The sequence below is a fragment of the Streptomyces sp. H27-H1 genome (assembly GCF_026627445.1).
Lineage (GTDB): Bacteria > Actinomycetota > Actinomycetes > Streptomycetales > Streptomycetaceae > Streptomyces.
Genome location: NZ_JAPNLJ010000001.1, coordinates 145,433 through 166,677, shown reverse-complemented (window position 1 = coordinate 166,677; position 21,245 = coordinate 145,433). Strand labels below are relative to the sequence as shown.

General features: G+C 71.1%; 14 protein-coding genes. 8 read left to right on the top strand and 6 right to left on the bottom strand.

The genetic code is table 11. From position 1 onward, the window contains the following. Positions 1–55: 55 nt before the first annotated feature. Positions 56–847 carry an aquaporin gene (locus OTB20_RS00750; RefSeq protein WP_267814472.1) on the bottom strand — a complete coding sequence of 264 codons (792 nt, stop codon included), beginning with the start codon at positions 845–847 and terminating at the stop codon, positions 56–58. A gap of 134 nt (positions 848–981) precedes the next feature. Between OTB20_RS00750 and OTB20_RS00745 the strand changes: the two genes are divergently transcribed. The 5 genes from OTB20_RS00745 (at position 982) to OTB20_RS00725 (ending at position 8,597) form a co-directional block, all read left to right on the top strand. Next, positions 982–1,521, top strand: coding sequence for an RNA 2'-phosphotransferase (locus OTB20_RS00745; RefSeq protein ID WP_267814471.1), 540 nt, complete (start codon positions 982–984; stop codon positions 1,519–1,521). 142 nt (positions 1,522–1,663) lie between these two features. Beyond that, on the top strand, positions 1,664–3,502 hold the full coding sequence (locus tag OTB20_RS00740) for an HSP90 family protein (RefSeq protein WP_420716296.1): 1,839 nt from the start codon (positions 1,664–1,666) through the stop codon (positions 3,500–3,502). Beyond that, positions 3,499–6,543: a tetratricopeptide repeat protein gene (locus tag OTB20_RS00735; RefSeq protein ID WP_267814467.1), complete on the top strand. Its 3,045-nt coding sequence runs from the start codon at positions 3,499–3,501 to the stop codon at positions 6,541–6,543. The genes OTB20_RS00740 and OTB20_RS00735 overlap by 4 nt, the downstream gene beginning before the upstream one ends. A gap of 136 nt (positions 6,544–6,679) precedes the next feature. After that, complete coding sequence (locus tag OTB20_RS00730) at positions 6,680–7,582, top strand: LLM class flavin-dependent oxidoreductase (protein ID WP_267814466.1); 903 nt, start codon at positions 6,680–6,682, stop codon at positions 7,580–7,582. Between the two features lie 94 nt (positions 7,583–7,676). Next, a complete protein-coding gene (locus tag OTB20_RS00725) occupies positions 7,677–8,597 on the top strand; it encodes a Cof-type HAD-IIB family hydrolase (RefSeq protein WP_267814464.1) in 921 nt (306 codons plus the stop codon). Between the two features lie 57 nt (positions 8,598–8,654). Here OTB20_RS00725 and OTB20_RS00720 read toward each other — a convergent pair whose 3' ends face one another. The 4 genes from OTB20_RS00720 to OTB20_RS00705 form a co-directional block, all read right to left on the bottom strand. Beyond that, on the bottom strand, positions 8,655–10,334 hold the full coding sequence (locus OTB20_RS00720) for a GAF domain-containing sensor histidine kinase (RefSeq protein ID WP_267814693.1): 1,680 nt from the start codon (positions 10,332–10,334) through the stop codon (positions 8,655–8,657). A gap of 79 nt (positions 10,335–10,413) precedes the next feature. Beyond that, positions 10,414–13,983, bottom strand: a complete 3,570-nt coding sequence (cydD, locus tag OTB20_RS00715; protein ID WP_267814462.1) for a thiol reductant ABC exporter subunit CydD — start codon at positions 13,981–13,983, stop codon at positions 10,414–10,416. A gap of 42 nt (positions 13,984–14,025) precedes the next feature. Continuing rightward, on the bottom strand, positions 14,026–15,027 hold the full coding sequence (cydB, locus tag OTB20_RS00710; RefSeq protein WP_267814461.1) for a cytochrome d ubiquinol oxidase subunit II: 1,002 nt from the start codon (positions 15,025–15,027) through the stop codon (positions 14,026–14,028). 18 nt (positions 15,028–15,045) lie between these two features. Further along, positions 15,046–16,551, bottom strand: coding sequence for a cytochrome ubiquinol oxidase subunit I (locus OTB20_RS00705; protein ID WP_267814459.1), 1,506 nt, complete (start codon positions 16,549–16,551; stop codon positions 15,046–15,048). Between the two features lie 187 nt (positions 16,552–16,738). On the opposite strand from OTB20_RS00705, the gene OTB20_RS00700 reads away from it, so the two are divergent. After that, positions 16,739–17,107, top strand: a complete 369-nt coding sequence (locus OTB20_RS00700) for a cyclophilin-like fold protein (protein ID WP_420716289.1) — start codon at positions 16,739–16,741, stop codon at positions 17,105–17,107. A gap of 83 nt (positions 17,108–17,190) precedes the next feature. Here OTB20_RS00700 and hisC read toward each other — a convergent pair whose 3' ends face one another. Continuing rightward, complete coding sequence (gene hisC / locus OTB20_RS00695) at positions 17,191–18,273, bottom strand: histidinol-phosphate transaminase (RefSeq protein ID WP_267814692.1); 1,083 nt, start codon at positions 18,271–18,273, stop codon at positions 17,191–17,193. Between the two features lie 363 nt (positions 18,274–18,636). Here hisC and OTB20_RS00690 point away from each other — a divergent pair, with 363 nt between their 5' ends. After that, positions 18,637–19,752 carry a LacI family DNA-binding transcriptional regulator gene (locus OTB20_RS00690; protein WP_267814456.1) on the top strand — a complete coding sequence of 372 codons (1,116 nt, stop codon included), beginning with the start codon at positions 18,637–18,639 and terminating at the stop codon, positions 19,750–19,752. A gap of 215 nt (positions 19,753–19,967) precedes the next feature. Continuing rightward, positions 19,968–21,215 (top strand): metallophosphoesterase, encoded by a 1,248-nt coding sequence (locus tag OTB20_RS00685; protein ID WP_267814691.1) that lies wholly within the window; start codon positions 19,968–19,970, stop codon positions 21,213–21,215. Positions 21,216–21,245: the final 30 nt, after the last annotated feature.

Below are 21,245 nucleotides of genomic sequence, written 5' to 3'. Positions count from 1 at the left end.
GCACAAAGGGCTGTGGACAACTCCGACCGGCCTGTGGGGAACCGTCCCCGTGGGGTCATCCGACGGTCTGGTACGCCGTTTGGGCCGTGCTGGTTTCGGCCACCGGCCCGACGGTTTCGACGGCCACCGGGCCGACGGCATCGACAGTGTCGACGGCTGCCCCGCGGGTGCTCCCGTAGAGCACGGCCGCGAGGACCAGGCCGAGGATCCCGCCGACGAGCTGGGCGGCGACGAACCCCGGCAGCGACTGCGGGGCGATGCCGGTGAAGGAGTCGCTGAAGCTGCGCCCGATGGTGCCGGCCGGGTTCGCGAAGGACCCGGAGGAGGTGAACCAGATCGCGGCGGCGATGTACGCGGCGACCGCGCCCGGGATCAGCTTCGAGCGGCCGATACGGCCGAGCCCCTGGATCACCAGGATCAGTCCGGCGGTGGCCACGACCTCCCCGACGAGCAGGTGTCCGCCGTCACGGACCTGGGTGGAGAAGGTGCCGGGGACACGGCCGAACATCGTCTCCGCGAGGACGGCGCCGGTTATGGCGCCGGCCGTCTGGACCACCGCGTAGACCAGGGCCTCCCGGCCTTCGAGTCCTTCGCCACCGGTGCGCCGGCCCCACCAGGACGTGAGGGTGACCACCGGGTTGAGGTGGGCGCCCGAGAGCGGCCCGAACAGCGTGATGATCAGCCCGAGCCCGATGGCCGAGGCAAGGGAGTTGGCGACGAGGGCCACGCCGGTATCCGCGCTGAGCGCGGCGGCCTGGATTCCGGATCCGATGACGACCACGAGGAGGGCGGCGGTGCCGACGAACTCGGCGGTCGCACGCCGCACCAGAGACGCACTGTTTGTCATGGTTTTCTTCCTCTTGACTGGCGGTTCATCGGAAAATGTATTCCGTATCCCGGAAACGCGATAGAGGGCGTCCCGGTAGGGCAGAGCGTCAGAAATTCGCTGCGCCGGACCGGCCGAGCCGTCACCCTGGGCAAATGAACGACAACCGCACCGTGAAGGTGTCCAAATACGTCTCGAAACACCTCCGCCATCAGCCGGAACGCATCGGACTGGTGCTCGACCCACAAGGCTGGGTGGAGATCGAGGACCTCCTGAACGCGGCGGCCGCCCACAACTTCCCCATCAGCCGGGCCGAGCTCGACCACGTGGTCGCCGCCAACGACAAGCAGCGCTTCGCCGTCGACGGCAGCCGGATCCGCGCCAGCCAGGGACACACCGTCCCCGTGGACCTGGACCTGCCGGAGGCCGAACCGCCCGCGTACCTCTACCACGGCACCGTCGCGGCCGCCCTGGACCCGATCCGTGCCGAAGGGCTGCGCCCGATGGCCCGCCACCACGTCCACCTGTCCCCGGACCGCGAGACCGCGACCCGCGTCGGCGCACGGCGCGGCCGGCCGATCGTCCTCGCCGTGGACGCGGGGGCGATGCGGGCCGCCGGACACGTCTTTCGGATCAGCGCCAACGGGGTGTGGCTGGTGGACTCCGTGCCGCCGCAATTCCTGCGGTTCCAATAACCCGGAGAAGTCCCGCGGGCCCGGAATTCACGGAGGGATTGTCAGATCATCCCCCTACTCTGTTGCTCACTCCGGGATCTGTGAGGGGGGTACCTCGCGGTTGCCGAACAGCCTGTACCAGCACCCGAGGTGACGCCCCATGATGTCCGAAGAGCCCCATGCGAACACCTTCCAGGTCGATCTGCGCGGCCTGGTCGACCTGCTCTCCCACCACCTCTACTCCAGCCCGCGCGTCTACGTCCGCGAGCTCCTCCAGAACGCCGTCGACGCGGTCACCGCCCGCCACGCCCTGGATCGCGAAGCCGAGATCAGCATCCGCCTGTCGGCAACCGGGAACCGCGTGACCATCGAGGACAGCGGCATCGGCCTGACCGCCGACGAGGCCCACTCCCTCCTCGCCACCATCGGCCGCAGCTCCAAGCGCGGAGGCCCGCACGGCCTGGAGACCACCCGGCAGGAGTTCCTCGGCCAGTTCGGCATCGGCCTGCTCGCCTGCTTCGTCGTCGCCCGCCGGATCCGCGTGATCACCCGCTCCGCACGCGACCCCCTGGCCGCCCCCGTCGAATGGCTGGCCACGGACGACGGCTCGTACACCGTCCGCGAACTGCCCCACGACGCCCGCCCGGAGCCCGGCACCACCGTCGTCCTGGAGGTCCGCCCCGGCGCCGAGGAGTGGACCGTCCCGGCCAAGGTCGAGCAGCTGGCCCGCGACTACGGCTCCCTGCTGCCCTACGACATCACCTTCGACGACGGCTCCGACACCGGGCCCCGCCCGGTCACCGACCGGCCCCCCGTCTGGGACCGGCCCTTCCCCACCCCCGCGGCCCGCCGCGTCGCCCTCGCCGGGCACTGCGCGCAGCTCTTCGGTTTCACCCCGCTCGACAGCATCGACCTCGACCTGCCCGTGGCCGGAGTGCGCGGAGTCGCGTACGTCCTGCCCGAGCCGACCAGCCCCGCCCACCGGTCCGGACACCGAGTCCACCTCAAGGGCATGCTGCTGACCGACAACGCCGACAACCTGCTGCCCGACTGGGCGTTCTTCGTCCGCGCCGTCCTCGACACCGACACGCTGCGGCCCACCGCCTCCCGCGAGAACCTGTACGACGACGAGACCCTGGCCGCCGTGCGCGAGGCCCTCGGCGCCCGCGTCCGCGCCTGGCTCTCCGAGCTCGCCGCGAGCGAACCCGAGCGGCTGGCGGCCTTCCTGAGCGTCCACCACCTGGGCGTGAAGTCACTGGCCCGGCACGATGCCGAGCTGCTCGGCCTGATGCTGCCCTGGCTGCCGTTCGAGACCAGCGACGGTTCGATGAACCTGGAGCAGTTCGCCGCCGCGCACACCGAGATCCACTTCACCCGGACCGTCGAGGAGTTCCGCCAGATCGCCCCGATCGCAGCGGCCCACGGCCTCGGAGTCATCAACGCCGGCTACACCTACGACGCCGACCTGCTGGCCCTGCTGCCCGCCGTACGGCCGGAGCTCAAGGTCACCGAGCTCGACGCGGGAGCCGTCACCGAACGCCTAGATCCCGTACCGACCTCCGCCGAACTGGCCCTGGCCCCGTTCCTGGCCAATGCCCGCACCAGGCTGGAACCCCAGAGCTGCGACGTCGTCCTGCGCGCCTTCCAGCCCGCCGCCGTCCCCGCGCTCTACCTCGACGACCGCCAGGCCCGTCAGGAACGCGAGCGCACCGCCGCCCTCGACACCGCGGACTCGCTGTGGAGCGGCATCCTCGGTTCGCTGCGCGGCTCCGCTCCGCGCGCCCGCCTCGTGCTCAACCACAACAACCCGCTGATCCGCCGGATCGCCGCCCTCCCCGACGAGGCCCTCACCGCCACCGCCGTCGAATCCCTCTACGGCCAGGCCCTCCTGAGATCGCAGCGGCCGCTGCGCGCAGCCGACACCACCCTGCTCAACCGGGCCTTCCTCGGGCTTCTGGAATGGGCAACCCACCCCGCCGACGCCCAGGAGGAGCAGAAGTGAGCCCGATGACACGCGAGGAAGTCGAGCGCGAACTGGCCGAGAACCGCCAGGCTCCGGGCGGAACGGCACGCAATGCCCACGCCGAGGTGCTGTCAGCCGCCGCCGAAGCGACCGGGGACCGAGCGCTGTTCCGCCAGGCACTGGACAACCTGATCAACGCCTACCTCTACAGCTCCGAGTCGCCGAAGATGCTCGTCCCCTTCGCCCGGCTGCTCCAGGAGTACGACAAGGACCCCGGGGCCTTCGACGAGTGGGACTCCCACTCGCTGTTCTGGCAGTTCAAGTGGATCGCCAGCGCCATCGGCAACTCCCCCGAGATCCCCCTCGAATCGGCCGCCGGCTGGCTGGACGAGATGGAGCGCCGCTACCGGATCGCCGGCTACAGCGAGCGCCCCGTGCGCGAGGCCGAGCTGTGGCTCGCCGACGCGACCGGCGACGACGAGCGGGCCGGGCGGGCGTACGCGCGCTGGCAGGCCGCCGACCGCGACGACATGAGCGACTGCCACGCCTGCGAACTCAACAGCCAGGGCCAGTACGCCATGCTGCGCGGCAACGACGCCGAGGCCCTGGAGCTCTGGCAGCCGGTGCTGTCCGGCGAGCGGACCTGCGCCGAAGAGCCCCACCGCGTCCTGGCCACCTCGCTGTTGCCGCTGGTACGGCTCGGCCGGGCCGACGAGGCCCGCTCGGCCCATCTGCGCGGGTACCGCCTGGCCCGGGGCAAGGAGAGCCTGCTGCCCTCGGTGGGACGGCACATCGAGTTCTGCGCGCTCACCGGCAACGAGTCCCGGGGCCTGGAGATCCTGGCCGAGCACGCGGCGCACGTGACCCCGCTCGCCAACCTCTCCGACCAGCTGGCCTTCCACGGCGGGATCCTCGTCCTGCTGCGCCGGCTGACGGAACTGGGACACGGACAGAGCCCCGCCATCCGCTACGAGGGCAGCCCGCGCACCGTGTCCGAGCTGCACGAGGTGCTGCGCGCGAGCTCGCTCGACATCGCCCGGCGGTTCGACGCGCGCAATGGCGCCCCCCGGGTCTCGGAGCGGTTCCTCGCCCGGATCGACCGGGCCCCGCTGACCACGATCCTGCCGCTGGGCGTACGAAGCTCGGCGCTCGCGGCGCTCCCCGAGGCGGCCCCCGTCCCGGACCGGACCCAGGTGCCCGCGGCGGCCCCGGCCGAGGGCTTCGCGGAGCTCGTGGAACGGGCCCGGGAGGCACGGGACCTCGGGCACCCCGGCGCGGACACGCTCTGGGACGAGGTGGCCCTGCGTCCCGGCGCCGGGGCCGACCCGCTGGTCGCCGCCGATGTGGCGGATCACCGGGCCCTGGCGGCGGCGCGGGCCGGCTCCGCGGACGCCGCGCAGCTGCTGGCCGGCGTACGCGAGCGGTACCGGGAGCTGGGACTCGCGGAGCGCGCCGCACTGGCCGAGCTGCGGCTGGCGACCGTGGCCGCGCAGTCGGGCACCGAGGCGGGGGAGCTGCGTGAGCTGCTGGCCGTGGCCCTGCGCGCCGCCGAGGCGCTGGACGCGAACGACCCGCTGCGGACCCGCCGGATCGCGTTCGCGGAACTGACCGGGATCCGGGTGGAGTCGTACCTGCGCTCGGTCGAGGCCGCCGAGGACCCCGAACACGGGCATGGGCACGGGCACGGCCATGGGCGCGGCCCGGAGCACGGGCACGGCGAGCTGGCCACCGAGCTCGCCGCCTTCGCCGACGCCTACGTCCAAGCCCTGCCCGACGTGGTGGCGGAGGCCGAGGAGATGCTGGGCCGGCTCGCCCTCTCGCAGGGTGACCCCGAACATGCCGTGAGCCTGCTCGCCGACTCGGCCGCCCGCTCGGCCACCGCGGGCCGGCCATGGCTCGCCGTGGACCCGCTCGTGCTGCGGGCCGGGGTGCTGATGTCACTGGAGCGCGTGGCGGAGGCCGAGGAGTCGGCCCGTGCGGGGCTGGCGCACGCCGCCGAAGTGACCGACGCCGAGGCGCAGGGCGTCGTACGGCTCACCCTCGCCGACATCCTGCTGGGACGGGGCGAGGCCGACGCCGAGGCCGCACTGCACGCCCTGGAGGCGGCGCACTGGTTCGACCAGGCCGGACTCACCGCCGATGGCGGAGCCCAGGCCCGGCTGCTGCTCGCCCGGTGCCGCGCCCGCGAGGGGCACACCGCCGAGGCGGCCGAGGTGCTGCAGTCGACACTGCCGGACCTGCTGGAGCACGGCGAGGGCCAGGCCGTTTCCGTACGCGAGTTTTTGGGCGACCTGCTGCGCGAGCTGCACGACCCCCGGGGCGCGGCCGAGCAGTACCTGCTGGCGGCGGAGGTCGCCGAGGACTGGGAGGACCCGCGTCCGCAGGCGAACTTCGCCCAGGCCGCCGCCGATCAGCTCTCCGAGGCCCGGCTCGTGCCGGAGGCGGTCGCCGCTTACGAGCGGGCCCTCGAACTGCGCCGGCGATCGAAGGACGCACCGGTCGCCGAGGTGCGGATCCTGCGCTCGCTGGCCTGGCTGGGGCTGCGCGAAGAGGTCAGCGACGCGGCGGTGGCGGGGGCCCGGCTCCGGATGGACGAGGCGGCCGAGGTGCTGACCGCCGCGCTCGCGGACGCTCCCGACGACGCCGAGGCGCGGGCCGAACTCGCCGAGACCTGGAACCAGCTCGCCCAGATCCTCGACCGCCGGGTCCGCGCCGACGAGGAGCTGGACGAAGAAGGGGAAGAGGAAGGGGAGGGACAGCCGCAGAGCCAGGACCTGAAATCGTCCGCCGAACCGCTGGGTTCGGCAGAGCTGGAAGCCCTGCGGCTGGAGGAGATCCTGCTCTGGGAGCGGGCCGCCGCCCTGCACGCGGAGCTCGGCCCGGACCACCTGGAGGCCCGCTTCCAGTGCGTGAACAACGCCGCCTGGACCGAACGCGAGCTGGGTCGGCCCGCAGCCGGCGCCGCCCGGGTCGAGGCACTGGCGGCCGAGGTCCGCGCGCTGCCCGAGGGCGCGGCCCCGGCGTGGCTGCTGGAGAGCGCCGAGCGCACCGCGGAACACCTGCTGCGCGCCTCGGCCTGAGCCCGGCGCTGCCGCCGCTCCGGAGTCCGGGACGGCGGCAGCGGGCCGGTTCCAGCTCCAGCAGGCGGAAGGTGGGGCCGCGGTCTGCCGGGGCTCGTCTCACTCACCCTCGAGGGACGGCCGTAGGCTCGTAGCCATGACCCTGCGCCTGAGCACCGTGATCCTGCCCGTCAACCGCTGGCACGAGGGGGGTCGTGAGCGCTGGCAGCGGGCCGAGGAGTTGGGCTTCCACACCGCGTACACCTACGACCACCTGTCCTGGCGGACCTTCCGGGACGGTCCGTGGTTCGGCGCCCTGCCCACCCTCACGGCCGCCGCGACGGCCACGGAGCGCCTGCGCCTGGGCACACTCGTCACCTCGCCGAACTTCCGGCACCCGGTGACGCTCGCGAAGGATCTGATGTCGCTGGACGACATCTCGGGCGGCCGGATCACCCTGGGCATCGGCGCCGGCGGCAATGGCTTCGACGCCACTGCCCTCGGCCAGGAGGCCTGGACCCCGAAGGAGCGCGCCGACCACTTCGGCGAGTTCCTCCCGCTGCTCGACCGGCTGCTCACCGAGGAATCGGTCAGCCACCGGGGAGCCCATTACTCCGCCGACGAAGCCCGCAACATCCCCGGCTGCGTCCAGCGCCCCCGCCTGCCCTTCGCCGTGGCCGCCACGGGACCGCGCGGCATGAAGCTCGCCGCCCGGCACGGCCAGGCGTGGGTGACCACCGGCGACCCGAAGCTGTTCGAGGAGGGCACCCAGGAGCAGTCGGTGGAGGCCATCCGCGGCCAGATCGGGAAGCTCGGCAAGGCCTGCGCGGACATCGGCCGGGACGTGGCCGAGCTGGACAAGATCCTCCTCACCGGCTTCACCCCCGAGCCGGGCCGCCCCCTGGAATCCCTCGACGCTTTCGTCGACTTCGCGGGCAAGCACCAGGAATTGGGCATCACGGAAATCGTGGTCCACTGGCCGATCCCCGACTCGGACTTCGCCACCGACCAGCAGGTCTTCGAGCGGATCGCCACCGAGGCGCTCGCACAGCTGGGCTGAGCCCCAGGAACCGGGACCTTGCGCTATCCGGCTGGGCTCGGGAAACGCAGGGGACGAGCGCGATGTTTCACGTGAAACATCGCGGACCGGCGGCATGGGCGAAGATGGAGCCGTGACCTCGGCTCCTCAGCGCCCGGACGGGCCCATCCCCGCGACCCGGCTCATCGCCACCGACCTCGACGGCACCCTGCTGCGCGACGACAAATCCGTCTCGCAGCGCACCGTCGCCGCACTCGCCGCCGCCGAAGAGGCCGGCATCGCGGTGTTCTTCGTGACCGGACGCCCGGCCCGCTGGATGGGTGTGGTCAGCGACCACGTCCAAGGCCACGGCCTGGCCATCTGCGCCAACGGCGCCGCCGTCGTCGATCTGCACGCCATCGAGCGGCACAACACCGGCCGGCAGACCACGGGCCGGGAGTTCGTGCACGTCAGGCCGCTGCCGCGGATCACCGCGCTCAAGGTGGTGGAGGTCCTGCGGGCCGCCGCCCCCGGCACCTCCTTCGCCGTCGAGCTGACCACCGGCATCAACTACGAGCCGCAGTACCCGCCGTTCTTCCAGGACCCGGGCGCCAACGTGGCCATCGCCGAGGAGCTGCTCCACGAGACCTCGGACGGCGATTCGGCGCCCGTCCTCAAGGTGCTCGCCCACCACTCCGAGCTGGCCCCGGACGAGTTCCTGGCCCTGGCCCGCGCAGCCGCCGGCGAGTACGCCTCGATCACCCGCTCCAGCCCGACCTCCCTGCTGGAGATCAGCGGCCCGGGGGTCTCCAAGGCCAGCACCCTGGCACTGTGCTGCGAGGAGCGCGGCATCTCCCCGTCCGAGGTGGTCGCCTTCGGCGATATGCCGAACGACGTGGAGATGCTCGGCTGGGCCGGCACCTCGTACGCGATGGGCAACGCCCATCCGGATGTGATCGCGGCCGCGTCGGGCCGTACGGTCGCCAACAACGAGGACGGCGTCGCCCTGGTCATCGAGCGCATCCTGGCCGAACGGGCCGCACGCACCGAGGCGTAACGACAGCGGGCCACCCGCACCGAGGCGTAGCCACAACGGGCCGCCCACAGCCGGCAGCTACAGCGGGGCCTCCCACAGCAGGGTGGTCCCGCCGCCGTCCTCACCGAGGCCGGGGCCGTACGAGCTGGAGCCGCCGAGCGACTCTGCCCGCCGGCGCAGGTTCCGCAGCCCGCTGCGCCGCCCGCCCTCCGGGATGCCCACCCCGTCGTCGGCCACCTCCAGCCGGACCCCGGGCCGCCCGTCGGCCAGGCTGACGGTGGAGTCGAGCACCACCTCGATCCGGGACGCCTCCGCGTGCCGGAACGCGTTCGACAACGCCTCGCGCAGGGCGGCGATCAGGTTCTTGCCGACGAGCTCGCCGACCACCGCGTCGATCGGGCCGAGGAACCGGTGCGCGGGCTTGAAGCCCAGCGGTACGGCAGCCATGTTGATCTCCCGCAGCACTCGGGTGCGCAGCCCCGAGGGGGCCTCGGCCGGTCCCTGCTGGAGCGCGAAGATCGCGGTCCGGATCTCCTGGATCGTCACGTCGAGCTCGTCCACGGCCTTGCCTACGCCGTCGCGGACCTCCGGGACGATGGAGCGGCGCTGGGCACCCTCCAGCATCATCCCGGTGGCGAAGAGCCGCTGGATGACCAGGTCGTGCAGGTCGCGGGCGATCCGGTCGCGGTCCTCGAAGACGGCGAGGCGTTCCCGGTCCCGCTGCGCCTCCGCCATCATCAGCGCCAGTGCCGCCTGCGAGGCGAACTGCGTGGCCAGAGTCCGCTCCGCCTCGGTGAACGGCCGCTTGCCGCGCGCCCGCGGGGTGACGAGCGCGCCCAGCACCCGGCCCCCACTCTGCAGCGGCAGCATCATGCAGGCCCCGTACTGGCTGGTCAGACGGCTGATCATGCGCGGGTCCGAGGAAACGTCGTCCACGAAGACCGCTTCGCCCTCCAGCAGTCTGGCCACCACCGGGCTCTCGGGCGGAATGACGACGCCGAGCGAGGTCGCGGGGTTCTCGGCGGAGACCGCGACGATCTCCATCCCGCCGTCCTCGGCCGGCAGCATCACGATCCCGGCGGCCGAATCGGCGAGCCGGCGGGCCTGCTCGGCGACCACCGCGAGCGCGTCGTCCGCGTCTCCGCCCGACAGCAGGGCCGTGGTGACGGCCACCGAGCCGTCGATCCAGCGTTCGCGCTGGGTGGCGGCCTCGTAGAGCCGGGCGTTGCCGATGGCGATGCCCGCCTCGGTCGCCAGCACCCGGACCATGTGGACGTCGTAGTCGTTGAACTCGCCGCCGCTGTTCTTCTCCGCGAGGTAGAGGTTCCCGAAGATCTCACCCTGGACCCGGATCGGAACGCCGAGGAAGGTCTTCATGGGCGGGTGATGGGTGGGGAAACCCGCCGAGCGCGGGTCCTTGGTCAGGTCGGGCAGGCACACCGTGTCGGGGTGTGAGATCAGCGCGCCGAGCAGGCCCCGCTTCCCGTCCGGGCGGTGCCCGATCTTCTTGGCCAGCTCGCTGCTGATCCCGAAGGTGACGAAGTCCGAGAGGCCCCGGCCCTCGGTGTCGACCACACCGATCGCCGCGTAGCGGGCGTCCGCGAGCTCGGCGGCAGTCTCGCAGATCCGGTCCAGCGTGGAGTGCAGTTCGAGGCCGGTACCGACCGACCGCATGGCCTCCAGCAGCTGCGGCACCCGGGCCGTGAGCTCGGTGGACAGCCCCTGGAGACTCCGGGTGGCAGCGGTCGCGGCCTCCATCGGGTCGGGCGGTCCCGGTGAGGGCTCCGGGGGGGATTCGGGCGATTCCTGGGACTCCTGCGCTGACATGCCCTTGAGCCTAGTTAGTCCCCTTTAGCGAGGAAAGTCGAGCCTGTGCAAGGCCTCCCGCAGTACCGTCCGCTTCCCTCTCCCGCTCCAGCAGTCGGCGCAGTGGACCCGGGACCGCCGCCAGCTCCGCGTACGCACCGCGCTGGACCACCGCACCGGAGTCCAGTACGAGCACCTCGTCGACCTCTTCCAGACCGGCCAGCCGGTGCGTGATCAGCACGGTGGTGCGGCCCTCGGTCGCGGCCAGCAGGTCCGCGGTCAGTGCGTCGGCGGTGGCCAGGTCCAGGTGCTCGGCCGGCTCGTCCAGGACGAGGACCGGGAAATCCGCGAGCAACGCCCGCGCCAGGGCGAGACGCTGGCGCTGACCACCGGAGATCCGCTCCCCGTGCTCGCCGACCAGGGTGTCCAGCCCGTCCGGGAGTCCCTCGGCCCACTCCAGCAGCCGGGCCGCGGCGAGCGCCTCCCGCAGCCGAGCCTCGCTCGCACCCGGGCGGGCCAGGCGCAGGTTCTCCCGTACGGAGCTGTCGAAGATGTGCGCGTCCTGGGCACACAGGCCCACGAGCCGACGCACGTCGTCCCCGTCGAGGGCGCGCGCGTCGGTCCCGCCCAGGGTGTACGAGCCTTCGTGCTGGTCCAGGAAGCGCAGCAGGACCTGTGCCAGCGTGGTCTTGCCGGCCCCCGAGGGCCCGACGACCGCGATCCGGCGGCCCGCCTCCAGGGTCAGGTCGAGCCCGCTCAGCGCGTCCTTCTCCTGCCCGGGGTGGCGTACGGCGAGCCCCGCCAGCCGCAGCGGGAAGGGCGAGGCGGGCAGGGCCTCGGGCCGCTCCGGCTCGGTGACCGGGACGGGGGCGTCGATGACTTCGTAGACCCGCTCGGCGCTGCGCCGGACCCGCTGGCGGTACTGGACGGCCTGCGGAAGCCCGCTGACGGCCTCGAAGGCGGCCAGCGGCGTCAGTACGACCACGGCCATGGCGACCCCGGACAGCCGGCCTCCGGCGACGGCGTTCGCCCCGACGGCGGCCGCGCACACCACGGTCAGTCCGCTCACGAAGGCCGACAGCCCGCTCCCGAGTCCGGTGACGGCGGCCGCGCGGGCCGCGATCCCGGTCAGCGTGCGGTCGCTTTCCTTCGCAGCGGCCTTGCGGCCGCCGAGCGCTCCGGCGACCGTGAGCTCGGCGGTTCCGGTGAGCAGATCGGCCACACGGGTGGCGAGCTCTCCCCGGGCGGGCGCGAGCCGGCGTTCCGTCCGGCGGGCGCAGACCGCGCTGATGAGCGGTACGCCGATGCCGGCGGTCAGCAGCCCGACGGCGAGTACCGCCCCGGCTCCGGGCAGCAGCCAGGCGGTGAACGCCACCGAGCCGGTGGCCACGAGCAGCGCGGTGCCTACGGGCAGCAGCCAGCGCAGCCAGTAGTCCTGCAGTGCGTCGGCGTCGGCCACCAGCCGGGTCAGCAGATCCCCGCGCCGCTGGGTGCGCAGCCCGGCGGGCGCGATGCGCTCCAGCCGCCGGAACACCGAAACGCGCAGATCGGCGAGCATCCGCAGGACCGCGTCGTGGGACACGAGCCGCTCCGCGTAGCGAAAGACGGCCCGTCCCATGCCGAAGGCCCGCGTCGCGGTGACGGCCACCATCAGGTACAGCACGGGCGGCTGTTCGGAGGCGCGCGAGATCAGCCAGCCGGAGACAGCCATCAGCCCGACGCTGCACCCGACGGCGAGCGCCCCGAGGAACAGCCCGAGCCTGAACCGTCCCTGCCAGGCCTTGGCCACCCCCCGTACCCGCCTGAGCGGATCGCCCCCGCCGGCATCGGCTCCGGCCGCAGCATCCGCCCGCTCCGCAGCGTCCCCGAGGATCCATTCGCCGGGATCGCGCGGCGTCGGTCCCGGCGTCGCACGCCCCGCCCGCACAGCGGGAAGGGGCTCCGCGGTGGAGGCAACGGCCGGGCCCGCCCCGATCCGCACGATCCGGTCGGCCAGGGCCAGGAGCGCCGGGCGGTGCACCACCAGCAGGACGGTCCGCCCGACCGCGAGCCGGCGTACCGCCTCCACGACGGCCGCCTCGGTGTCGCCGTCGAGCGCCGCCGTCGGCTCGTCGAGCAGCAGCACCGGCCGGTCCGCCAGGAACGCCCGCGCCAGCGCGAGCCGCTGGCGCTGTCCGGCGGACAGACCGACACCGCCCTCACCGAGGACGGTGTCGGCCCCGCTCGGCAGGGCCCGTACGAACTCCCACGCCCCGGCGTCCACCAGCGCGGCGGTCACCTCATCCGCGGTGGCGCCGGGCCGCGCCAGGCGTACGTTCTCCGCGATCGTCCCCGCGAACAGGTGCGGCCGCTGCGGCACCCACGCGATCCGCTCACGCCACTGCTCGGGCGCCAGCTCTGCCAGGTCCACGCCCCCGACCCGGACCCGGCCCGCGCTCGGCGTCACGAAGCCCAGCAGCACCTGCAGCAGCGTGGACTTGCCGGCGCCGCTCGGCCCGGTGAGGGCCACGCATTCGCCCGGCCTCACGGTCAACGAGACGGGCCCGGGGGAGTCCTCGCCCCGGCCCTCGTAGCGGACCGTCACCCCGTCGAGCTCGATCCGCAGCCCGGAGACCGGGACCGCGGCCCTTCCCGCCGACGCGGTGACGGGGGTTTCCAGCACCTCGAAGATCTCTTCCGCCGCGGCCAGTCCCTCCGCCGCCGCGTGGTACTGCGCCCCGACCTGGCGCAGCGGCAGGTACGCCTCGGGTGCCAGGACCAGGATGACCAGCCCGGTGTAAAGGTCCAGCTCCCCGTGGACGAGTCGCATGCCGATGGTCACGGCGACCAGCGCCACCGACAGGGTCGCCAGCAGTTCGAGCGCGAAGGAGGACAGGAACGCGATGCGCAGCGTGCGCATCGTCGCCTGCCGGTAGTCGTCGGTGATCTTGCGGATGGACTCCGCCTGCGCCTTCGCGCGGCCGAAGACCTTGAGGGTCGGCAGGCCGGCCACCACGTCCAGGAAGTGCCCCGACAGCCGGGACAGCAGCCGCCACTGGCGGTCCATGCGGGACTGGGTGGCCATGCCGATCAGGATCATGAAGAGGGGGATCAGCGGCAGCGTGACCACGATGATGGCCGCTGACACCCAGTCTTCGGTGACGATCCGCGCGAGCACCGCCACGGGGACGACGATCGCGAGCCCCAACTGGGGCAGGTACCGGGAGAAGTAGTCGTCGAGCGCGTCCACTCCCCGCGTGGCCAGGGCCACCAGGGAGCCGGTCCGCTGTCCGCTCAGCCAGCCCGGTCCCAGGTCCGCCGCACGCTCCAGCAGTCGGCCGCGCAGTTCCGACTTGACCGCCGCGCTCGCCCGGTGCGCGGCCAGCTCGGTCAGCCAGGCGACCAGACCCCGGCCGAGCGCCACCGCCGCGAGTAGCAGCAGGGGCGTCCGCAGGGCTCCGCCGTCCAGTCCGTCCTCGAAGGCCCCGACCACGATCTCGGCGATCAGCATGGCCTGGCCGACGACCAGCCCCGCCCCGACGAGCCCGAGAGCCGCCACCGCCCCCAGGAAGATGCGGGTGGACCGGGCGTACCGAAGCAGGCGCGGGTCGATCGGTTTCACGTGAAACATCCCCCAGGCAGGATCGGGCGGAGCGGAGCGGGTTCAGTGCACGTCGACGATGTGCTGCGTGCCGATGCGCTTGCGGAACACCCAGTACGTCCATGCCTGGTAGAGCAGGACGAGCGGGGTCGCCACCGCCGCGCACCAGGTCATGATCTTCAGGGTGTACGGGCTGGACGAGGCGTTGGTGACCGTGAGGTTCCAGGCGTCGTTCAGCGAGGACGGCATGACGTTCGGGAACAGCGTCAGGAAGAGCATCGCGACGGCCGCCGCGATGGTGACTCCCGACAGGCCGAAGGACCAGCCCTCCCGGCCCATGAGGTTGAAGCCGAGGGCCCCGACCAGGGCCAGTACCGCCACGATCATGGCGATCAGGCTCCAGCCGTCACCGCGCGAGACCTGGGTCCAGATCAGGAAGGCGAGCGCCAGGACGGCGGTCACCACCCCGAGCTGAGTGGCCAGCTTGCGCGAGCGGTCCCGGATGTCGCCGACCGTCTTGAGCGAGGTGAACACCGCGCCGTGGAAGGTGAACAGGGTCAGGGTGACCAGGCCACCGAGGATCGAGTAGACGTTGAGCAGGTCGAAGAAGTTGCCGACGTACTCCATGTCCTGGTCGATCTTCACGCCGCGCACGATGTTGGCGAAGGCCACGCCCCACATGAACGCGGGAATCAGCGAGGTCCAGAAGATCGCGTGTTCCCAGTTGGTCTGCCACTTGTCCTCGGGCCGCTTGTGCCGGTACTCGAAGGCCACCCCGCGGATGATGAGGCAGACCAGGATGAGGAGCAGCGGGAGGTAGAAACCGGAGAAGAGGGTGGCGTACCACTCCGGGAAGGCCGCGAAGGTCGCACCGCCGGCCGTGAGGAGCCAGACCTCGTTGCCGTCCCACACGGGGCCGATCGTGTTGATCAGGACCCGCTTCTCCGTGCGATTGCGGGCCAGCAGCTTGGTCAGGACGCCGACTCCGAAGTCGAAGCCCTCCAGGAAGAAGTAGCCGATCCACAGAACGGCGATGAGCACGAACCAGACGTCGTGGAGTTGCATGGTGTCGTCTCCTCAGCCTCAGTACGAGAAGGCCATGGGCCGGTCGGGGTTCTTGTCGTCCCCGCCGATCTTGGTGGGCGGGTTGAGGTCGGCCTCGGTGAGCTCGGGCGGGCCGGCCTTGACGTACTTGACGAGGAGCTTGACCTCGATCACGGCGAGCACGGCGTAGAGCAGCGTGAAGCCGATCATCGAGGTGAGCACCTCGCCCTGGGAGACGTTCGGCGAGACCGCGTCCCTGGTGCGCAGGACCCCGTAGACCACCCAGGGCTGGCGGCCCATCTCGGTGAAGATCCAGCCCCAGGAGTTGGCGATCAGCGGGAAGCCCATGGTCCAGAGCGCGATGATCCAGTACCAGTTGGTGTGCTTGGGGCTCAGCGCCTTCTTGAAGAGGACCAGGTGCGGGACCTCCTCGTCGTTGGTGCGCAGGCCCGGCGGCAGCATGAACTTCCTGCGGGTCAGCCAGAGCCCCAGCATGCCGACGCCGAGCGAGGCCATGCCGAAGCCGATCATCCAGCGGAAGCCCCAGTAGGCGACCGGGATGTTGGGCCGGTAGTCACCGGGCCCGAACTTCTCCTGCTCGGCCTTGTTGACGTCGTTGATGCCCGGGACGAACGAGGTGAAGTCGTCGTTGGCCAGGAAGGACAGCAGGCCCGGAATCTCTATGGCGACCATGTTGTGGCCCTTTTCGACGTCGCCGTAGGCGAAGACGGAGAAGGGTGCCGGCGCCTCGCCGTCCCAGAGCGCCTCTGCTGCGGCCATCTTCATCGGCTGCTGCTTGAACATCACCTTGCCGAGCAGGTCACCGCTGATGGCGGTGCCCAGACCGGCGATGATCATGACGACCAGGCCGAGTCGCAGTGAGGTCCGCATGACGGGGATGTGCTTCTTGCGGGCGAGGTGGAAGGCCGCGATGCCGACCATGAACGCGCCGCCGACCAGGAAGGCCGCTGTCATGGTGTGGAAGAACTGGGTCAGCGCGGTGTTCTGCGTGAGCACCAGCCAGAAGTCGGTGAGCTCGGCCCGGCCGCGCTCGGGGTTCATCCGGTAGCCGACCGGATGCTGCATCCAGGAGTTCGCCGCGAGGATGAAGTACGCGGACAGGATGGTGCCGATCGAAACCATCCAGATGCAGGCCAGGTGGATCTTCTTCGGCAGCTTGTCCCAGCCGAAGATCCACAGGCCGATGAAGGTGGATTCGAAGAAGAAGGCGATGAGCGCCTCGAAGGCCAGCGGGGCTCCGAAGATGTCACCGACGAACCGCGAGTAGTCGGACCAGTTCATCCCGAACTGGAACTCCTGGACGATGCCGGTGACGACGCCCATCGCGATGTTGATCAGGAAGAGCTTGCCCCAGAACTTGGTGGCCTTGAGGTACTTCTCCTTTTCCGAACGCACCCAGGCGGTCTGCAAGATCGCGACGAGCGCGGCCAGGGAGATCGTCAAGGGAACGAAGAGGAAGTGATAGACGGTCGTAATGCCGAACTGCCATCGCGCCAGGGTCTCTGGTGCCAAAGCTAGGTCCACGTCGTCGTCTCCTTCGTTTCGCCGTGGTCACAGCCGCAGTTTGCCTCTTGTATCCCACTCAATCCGGGAGGAAGCAGGCACGCTTGTGAACGCGTTCACATTCACAAGCATTATGTCGTACTGCCGTCGGCATCTTTCAGGGGGGTACCCCTAGCGAATAAATTCAACAGATTGTTGAATGCGATCCATGAAGATTCGATTCCTCTGGCCCGCCGGCCAGCTCACCGCGACGCTCGACGAGACCCCGACCACCAAGGCCCTCGCCGACGCCCTCCCCATTTCCGCCTCCGCCAACACCTGGGGCGAGGAGGTCTACTTCGACACCGGCGTCTCCGTGACGCTGGAGCACGACGCCCAGCAGGTCGTCGAGCCCGGCACGGTCGCGTTCTGGACCGAGGGCGACGCGCTCGCGCTGCCCTACGGCCCCACCCCGATCTCCCGCGGGGGCGAGAGCCGCCTGGCGAGCCCGTGCAACGTCCTCGGTTCGTTCGACGGCGACCCCCGCCTGCTGGCCACCGTTCGCGACGGCGACCCCATCCGCGTGGAACTGGCCTGACCAGTTCACCGGAGCCATGGAGGTCCTGGAGCTCCTGGAGCTCCCTAGAACAAGAGCTCCAGGTCTCTTCGAATCAGGGAGCTCTAGAGCTCCTTGAAGAACGCCTCCGCCGTGTGCAGGAAGAGGTCGTTCGCCTCGGGTTCGCCGATCGTGACCCGCAGGCCCTCGCCCGCGAAGGGCCGGACCACCACGCCGGCCTTCTCGCAGGCCGCCGCGAAGTCGGCGGTCCGCTCTCCGAGCCGCATCCACACGAAGTTGGCCTGCGTCTCGGGCACCACCGTCCAGCCCTGGGCCAGCAGCGTCCCGTAGACCCGGGCGCGCTCGCCCACCAGCGAGCCGACCCGGCCCATCAGCTCGTCCTCGGCCCGCAGCGAGGCGACCGCCGCGTCCTGGGCGAGCTGGCTGACGCCGAAGGGCACCGCGGTCTTGCGCAGCGCCGCCGCCACCGGCTCGTGCGCCACGGCGAAGCCGACCCGCAGGCCCGCGAGCCCGTACGCCTTGGAGAACGTACGCAGCACCGCGACGTTCGGGCGGTTGCGGTAGAGCTCGATACCGTCCGGGATCTCGAGGTCGCGGACGAACTCCTTGTACGCCTCGTCGAGAACGACGAGGACGTCGGAGGGCACCCGGTCCAGGAAACGCTCCAGCTCGGCGCGGCGCACCGCCGTGCCGGTGGGGTTGTTGGGGTTGCAGACGAAGATCAGCCGGGTCCGCTCGGTGATCGCCTCGAACATCGCGTCCAGGTCGTGCACGTCGCCGTCGGTCAGCGGGACCTGGACCGGCGTCGCACCCGAGATCTGAACGATGATCGGATAAGCCTCGAAAGACCGCCAGGCGTAGATGACCTCGTCGCCCGGACCCGCCGTCGACTGGATCAGCGACTGGGCGACCCCGACCGAACCGGTACCGGTGGCAATGTGCTCGACCGGGACCCCGAACCGCTCGGCGAGCTCGTTCACCAGGCCCGTGCACGCCATGTCCGGGTACCGGTTGAAGTGGCCGGCCGCCGCGACCACGCTCTCCAGCACCCCTGGCAGGGGCGGGTACGGGTTCTCGTTCGAGGACAGCTTGAACGCGACGGGACCGCCCGCTGCCGCGGGCTTCCCGGGCTTGTAAGTGGGGATGCCGTCCAGCTCGGCGCGCAGCCTCGGGCTCTTCTCGCTCACCGCAGGGTCCTCCTCGACCATCCCGTACGACGTCGCCGCCGACTCAATACTCCTCACCTTATGAGGATTCCGTCCATCCGAGAACGGCATGCGCCAGGAATGCGGGAGAGCGCACGCATATATGCGTGCGCCGGTGGCCTGCGCCGTGGCGCGCGTCCCTCGTACAGGTGAGTTGAGAAGAGCCCCAGAGCGCCCCGTTTTGGCATGCACGGTCCCGTCGGCACGGACACCAGGCACCCTTCGCGACCAAATTCCTTCATTTCCAAGGTCATTTGGGGTGGCGAACCGTGCAGAAACGTGCCTGTCAACGCGTGCATATGCATCCGGACCACCCTGCCCGCCGAGCCCTACTATCGGCTCGCCATGACAGCAGCAGGGAAGCATCAGGTGAGCCGGACCGAGACCACCCGGCGGGCCGCCGGCCGACAAGGCCGGGCCGGCATCAGGGACGTGGCCGCCGCGGCGGGCGTCTCGATCACGACCGTCTCCGACGCCCTCAATGGCAAGGGACGGCTGCCGGACGCCACCCGCCGCCACGTTCGCGAGGTCGCAGACCGGCTGGGCTATCGCCCTTCCGCGGCCGCCCGCACCCTCCGTACCGGCAAGTCGGGCCTCATCGGCCTGACCGTGACCACGTACGGGGATGAACCTTTCACCTTCACCGAATTCGCCTACTTCGCCGAGATGGCAAGAGCCGCCACCTCAGCCGCGCTCGCTCGCGGCTACGCCCTCGTCATCCTCCCCGCCACCTCCCGACACGACGTCTGGTCCAACGTGGCCCTCGACGGCACCGTCGTCATCGACCCCTCCGACCACGATCCCGTCGTCACCGAGCTGGTCCGCCAGGGTCTGCCCGTCGTATCCGACGGACGCCCGGCCGGCTCACTCCCCGTCACCGCCTGGGTCGACAACGACCACGAGGCCGCCGTACTGGGCCTCCTCGACCACCTCGCCGCCGCCGGAGCCCGCCGTATCGGGCTCCTGACCGGCACCACCACCGACACCTACACCCGGCTCTCCACCACGGCCTACCTCAGCTGGTGCGAGCGCGTGGGCCAGGACCCCGTCTATGAGTCCTACCCCGCCCATGATCCGTGCGCCGGCGCCGTCGCCGCCGACCGGCTGCTCGCCCGGCCCGACCGGCCCGACGCCGTCTACGGTCTGTTCGACCCCAACGGCACCGACCTGCTCGCCGCCGCCCGGCGCTACGGCCTGCGCGTTCCCGAGGACCTCCTGCTCGTGTGCTGCAGTGAATCCACCGTGTACGCCGCCACCGAACCGCCCATCACCACCCTGTCCCTCAAACCGCGCCGCATCGGCACCGCCGTCGTCCAGCTGCTCATCGACGCCATCGAGGGCGTCGACACGGGCGGACCCGTCGAACAGGTCATCCCGACCGAGCTGATCATCCGTACCTCGTCCCAGCGCAGGCAGCCCCGTACGACCGTCAGTCCGCCCCGATCCCCGGCGCAGGACTGACCACCACTCAGGCCCACCGGCGGGGCCACCGGCCCCGCCAAAGATTTCCGCAACACCGATATCGGTAGAAAGCGGTAGGAAGCTCCCACTCCAACCAGGATTCACCACCCCTGGTGCGTCACAGAGCGCGAGCTGCATTCCTATGATGGGCGCACGACATCACGGACCCCCCGGCCCGAAGGCAGGAGGGTCCTCAGGTGTACGGCAGCGCGATGGTGGTGGAGGGGTCGATGACTCAGGGGGCCGGTCAGGGACCCGCGGTGCGGACGGACACCGAGCGGGACTTCCGGTTGCCGGTCGTCGAACCCGCCTCGCATACCGTTTCCGCGGGGGCCGCAGCAGCCGTATCCGGAAACTCCGCGGGGCTTGTGGCGGACGCTCCCGTCTACGGCGAGTACCCCGCGTACTACGACGCGAGCCGGGCTCCCGTCCCCGCGCAGCACGGGTACGGCCACGCAGCCCCGTACGGCGGCGCCGACGAGCCCGGCCGGCCGATGGGCCACGCCCCCGAGGAGAGCGACCCCGAGGGGTACACCCCGACGCAGCGCGACCTCCCCGTCATCGGGCGCGGGGCCCTCGGCGGCCCCGGCGACACCGTCCAGATCCAGTACGTCCCCCAGGAGACCCCTGGAGAGGGCCCCGGCCCGCTCTACGTCGTAGGCGACGTCCACGGCTACATCGACGAACTCGTCTCCGAACTGCAGTTCCAGGGACTCATCGACGAGGACCGCAACTGGTCCGCCGGCAACGCCCGGCTCTGGTTCCTCGGCGACTTCACCGACCGAGGACCCGACGGCATCGGGGTCATCGACCTCGTCATGCGGCTCTCCGCCGAAGCCGCCGCCGCGGGCGGCTACTGCAAGGCCCTCATGGGCAACCACGAGCTGCTGCTCATCGGCGCCAAGCGGTTCGGGGACACCCCCGTCGTCTCCGGCGCCGGCACCGCCACCTTCCAGGCCGCCTGGCTCCTCAACGGCGGCCAGCGCACCGACATGGACAGGCTGCAGGACGTCCACCTCCAGTGGATGTCCCGGCTGGACGCGGCGGTCCTGGTGGATGACCACCTGCTCCTGCACTCCGACACCACCGCCTACCTCGACTACGGCGACTCGGTCGAGGACGTCAACGACACCATCCACGAGCTGCTCAACCGCAACGACGCAGACATCACCTGGGACCTGTTCCGCAAGTTCACCAAGCGCTTCGCCTTCCGCGACGAAGGAACCGGCCCCCAGGCCGTCCGCGAGCTCATCGGCACCTACGGTGGCAGTCGCGTCGTGCACGGCCACAGCCCCATCCCGTATTTGCTGGGCGAGGTGGGCACCGAGGACGGCGACAATTCGCACGGTCCGGACGCCGTGGTCGGCCCGCACGTCTACGCGGAGGGCCTGGCCATCGCAATGGACGGCGGCGTGACGATGGCGGGCAAGTTGCTCGTCGTACAACTCCCGCTGAACGACTGAGGCTTCCCGGAGCTGGGTATTTCCGGAAAG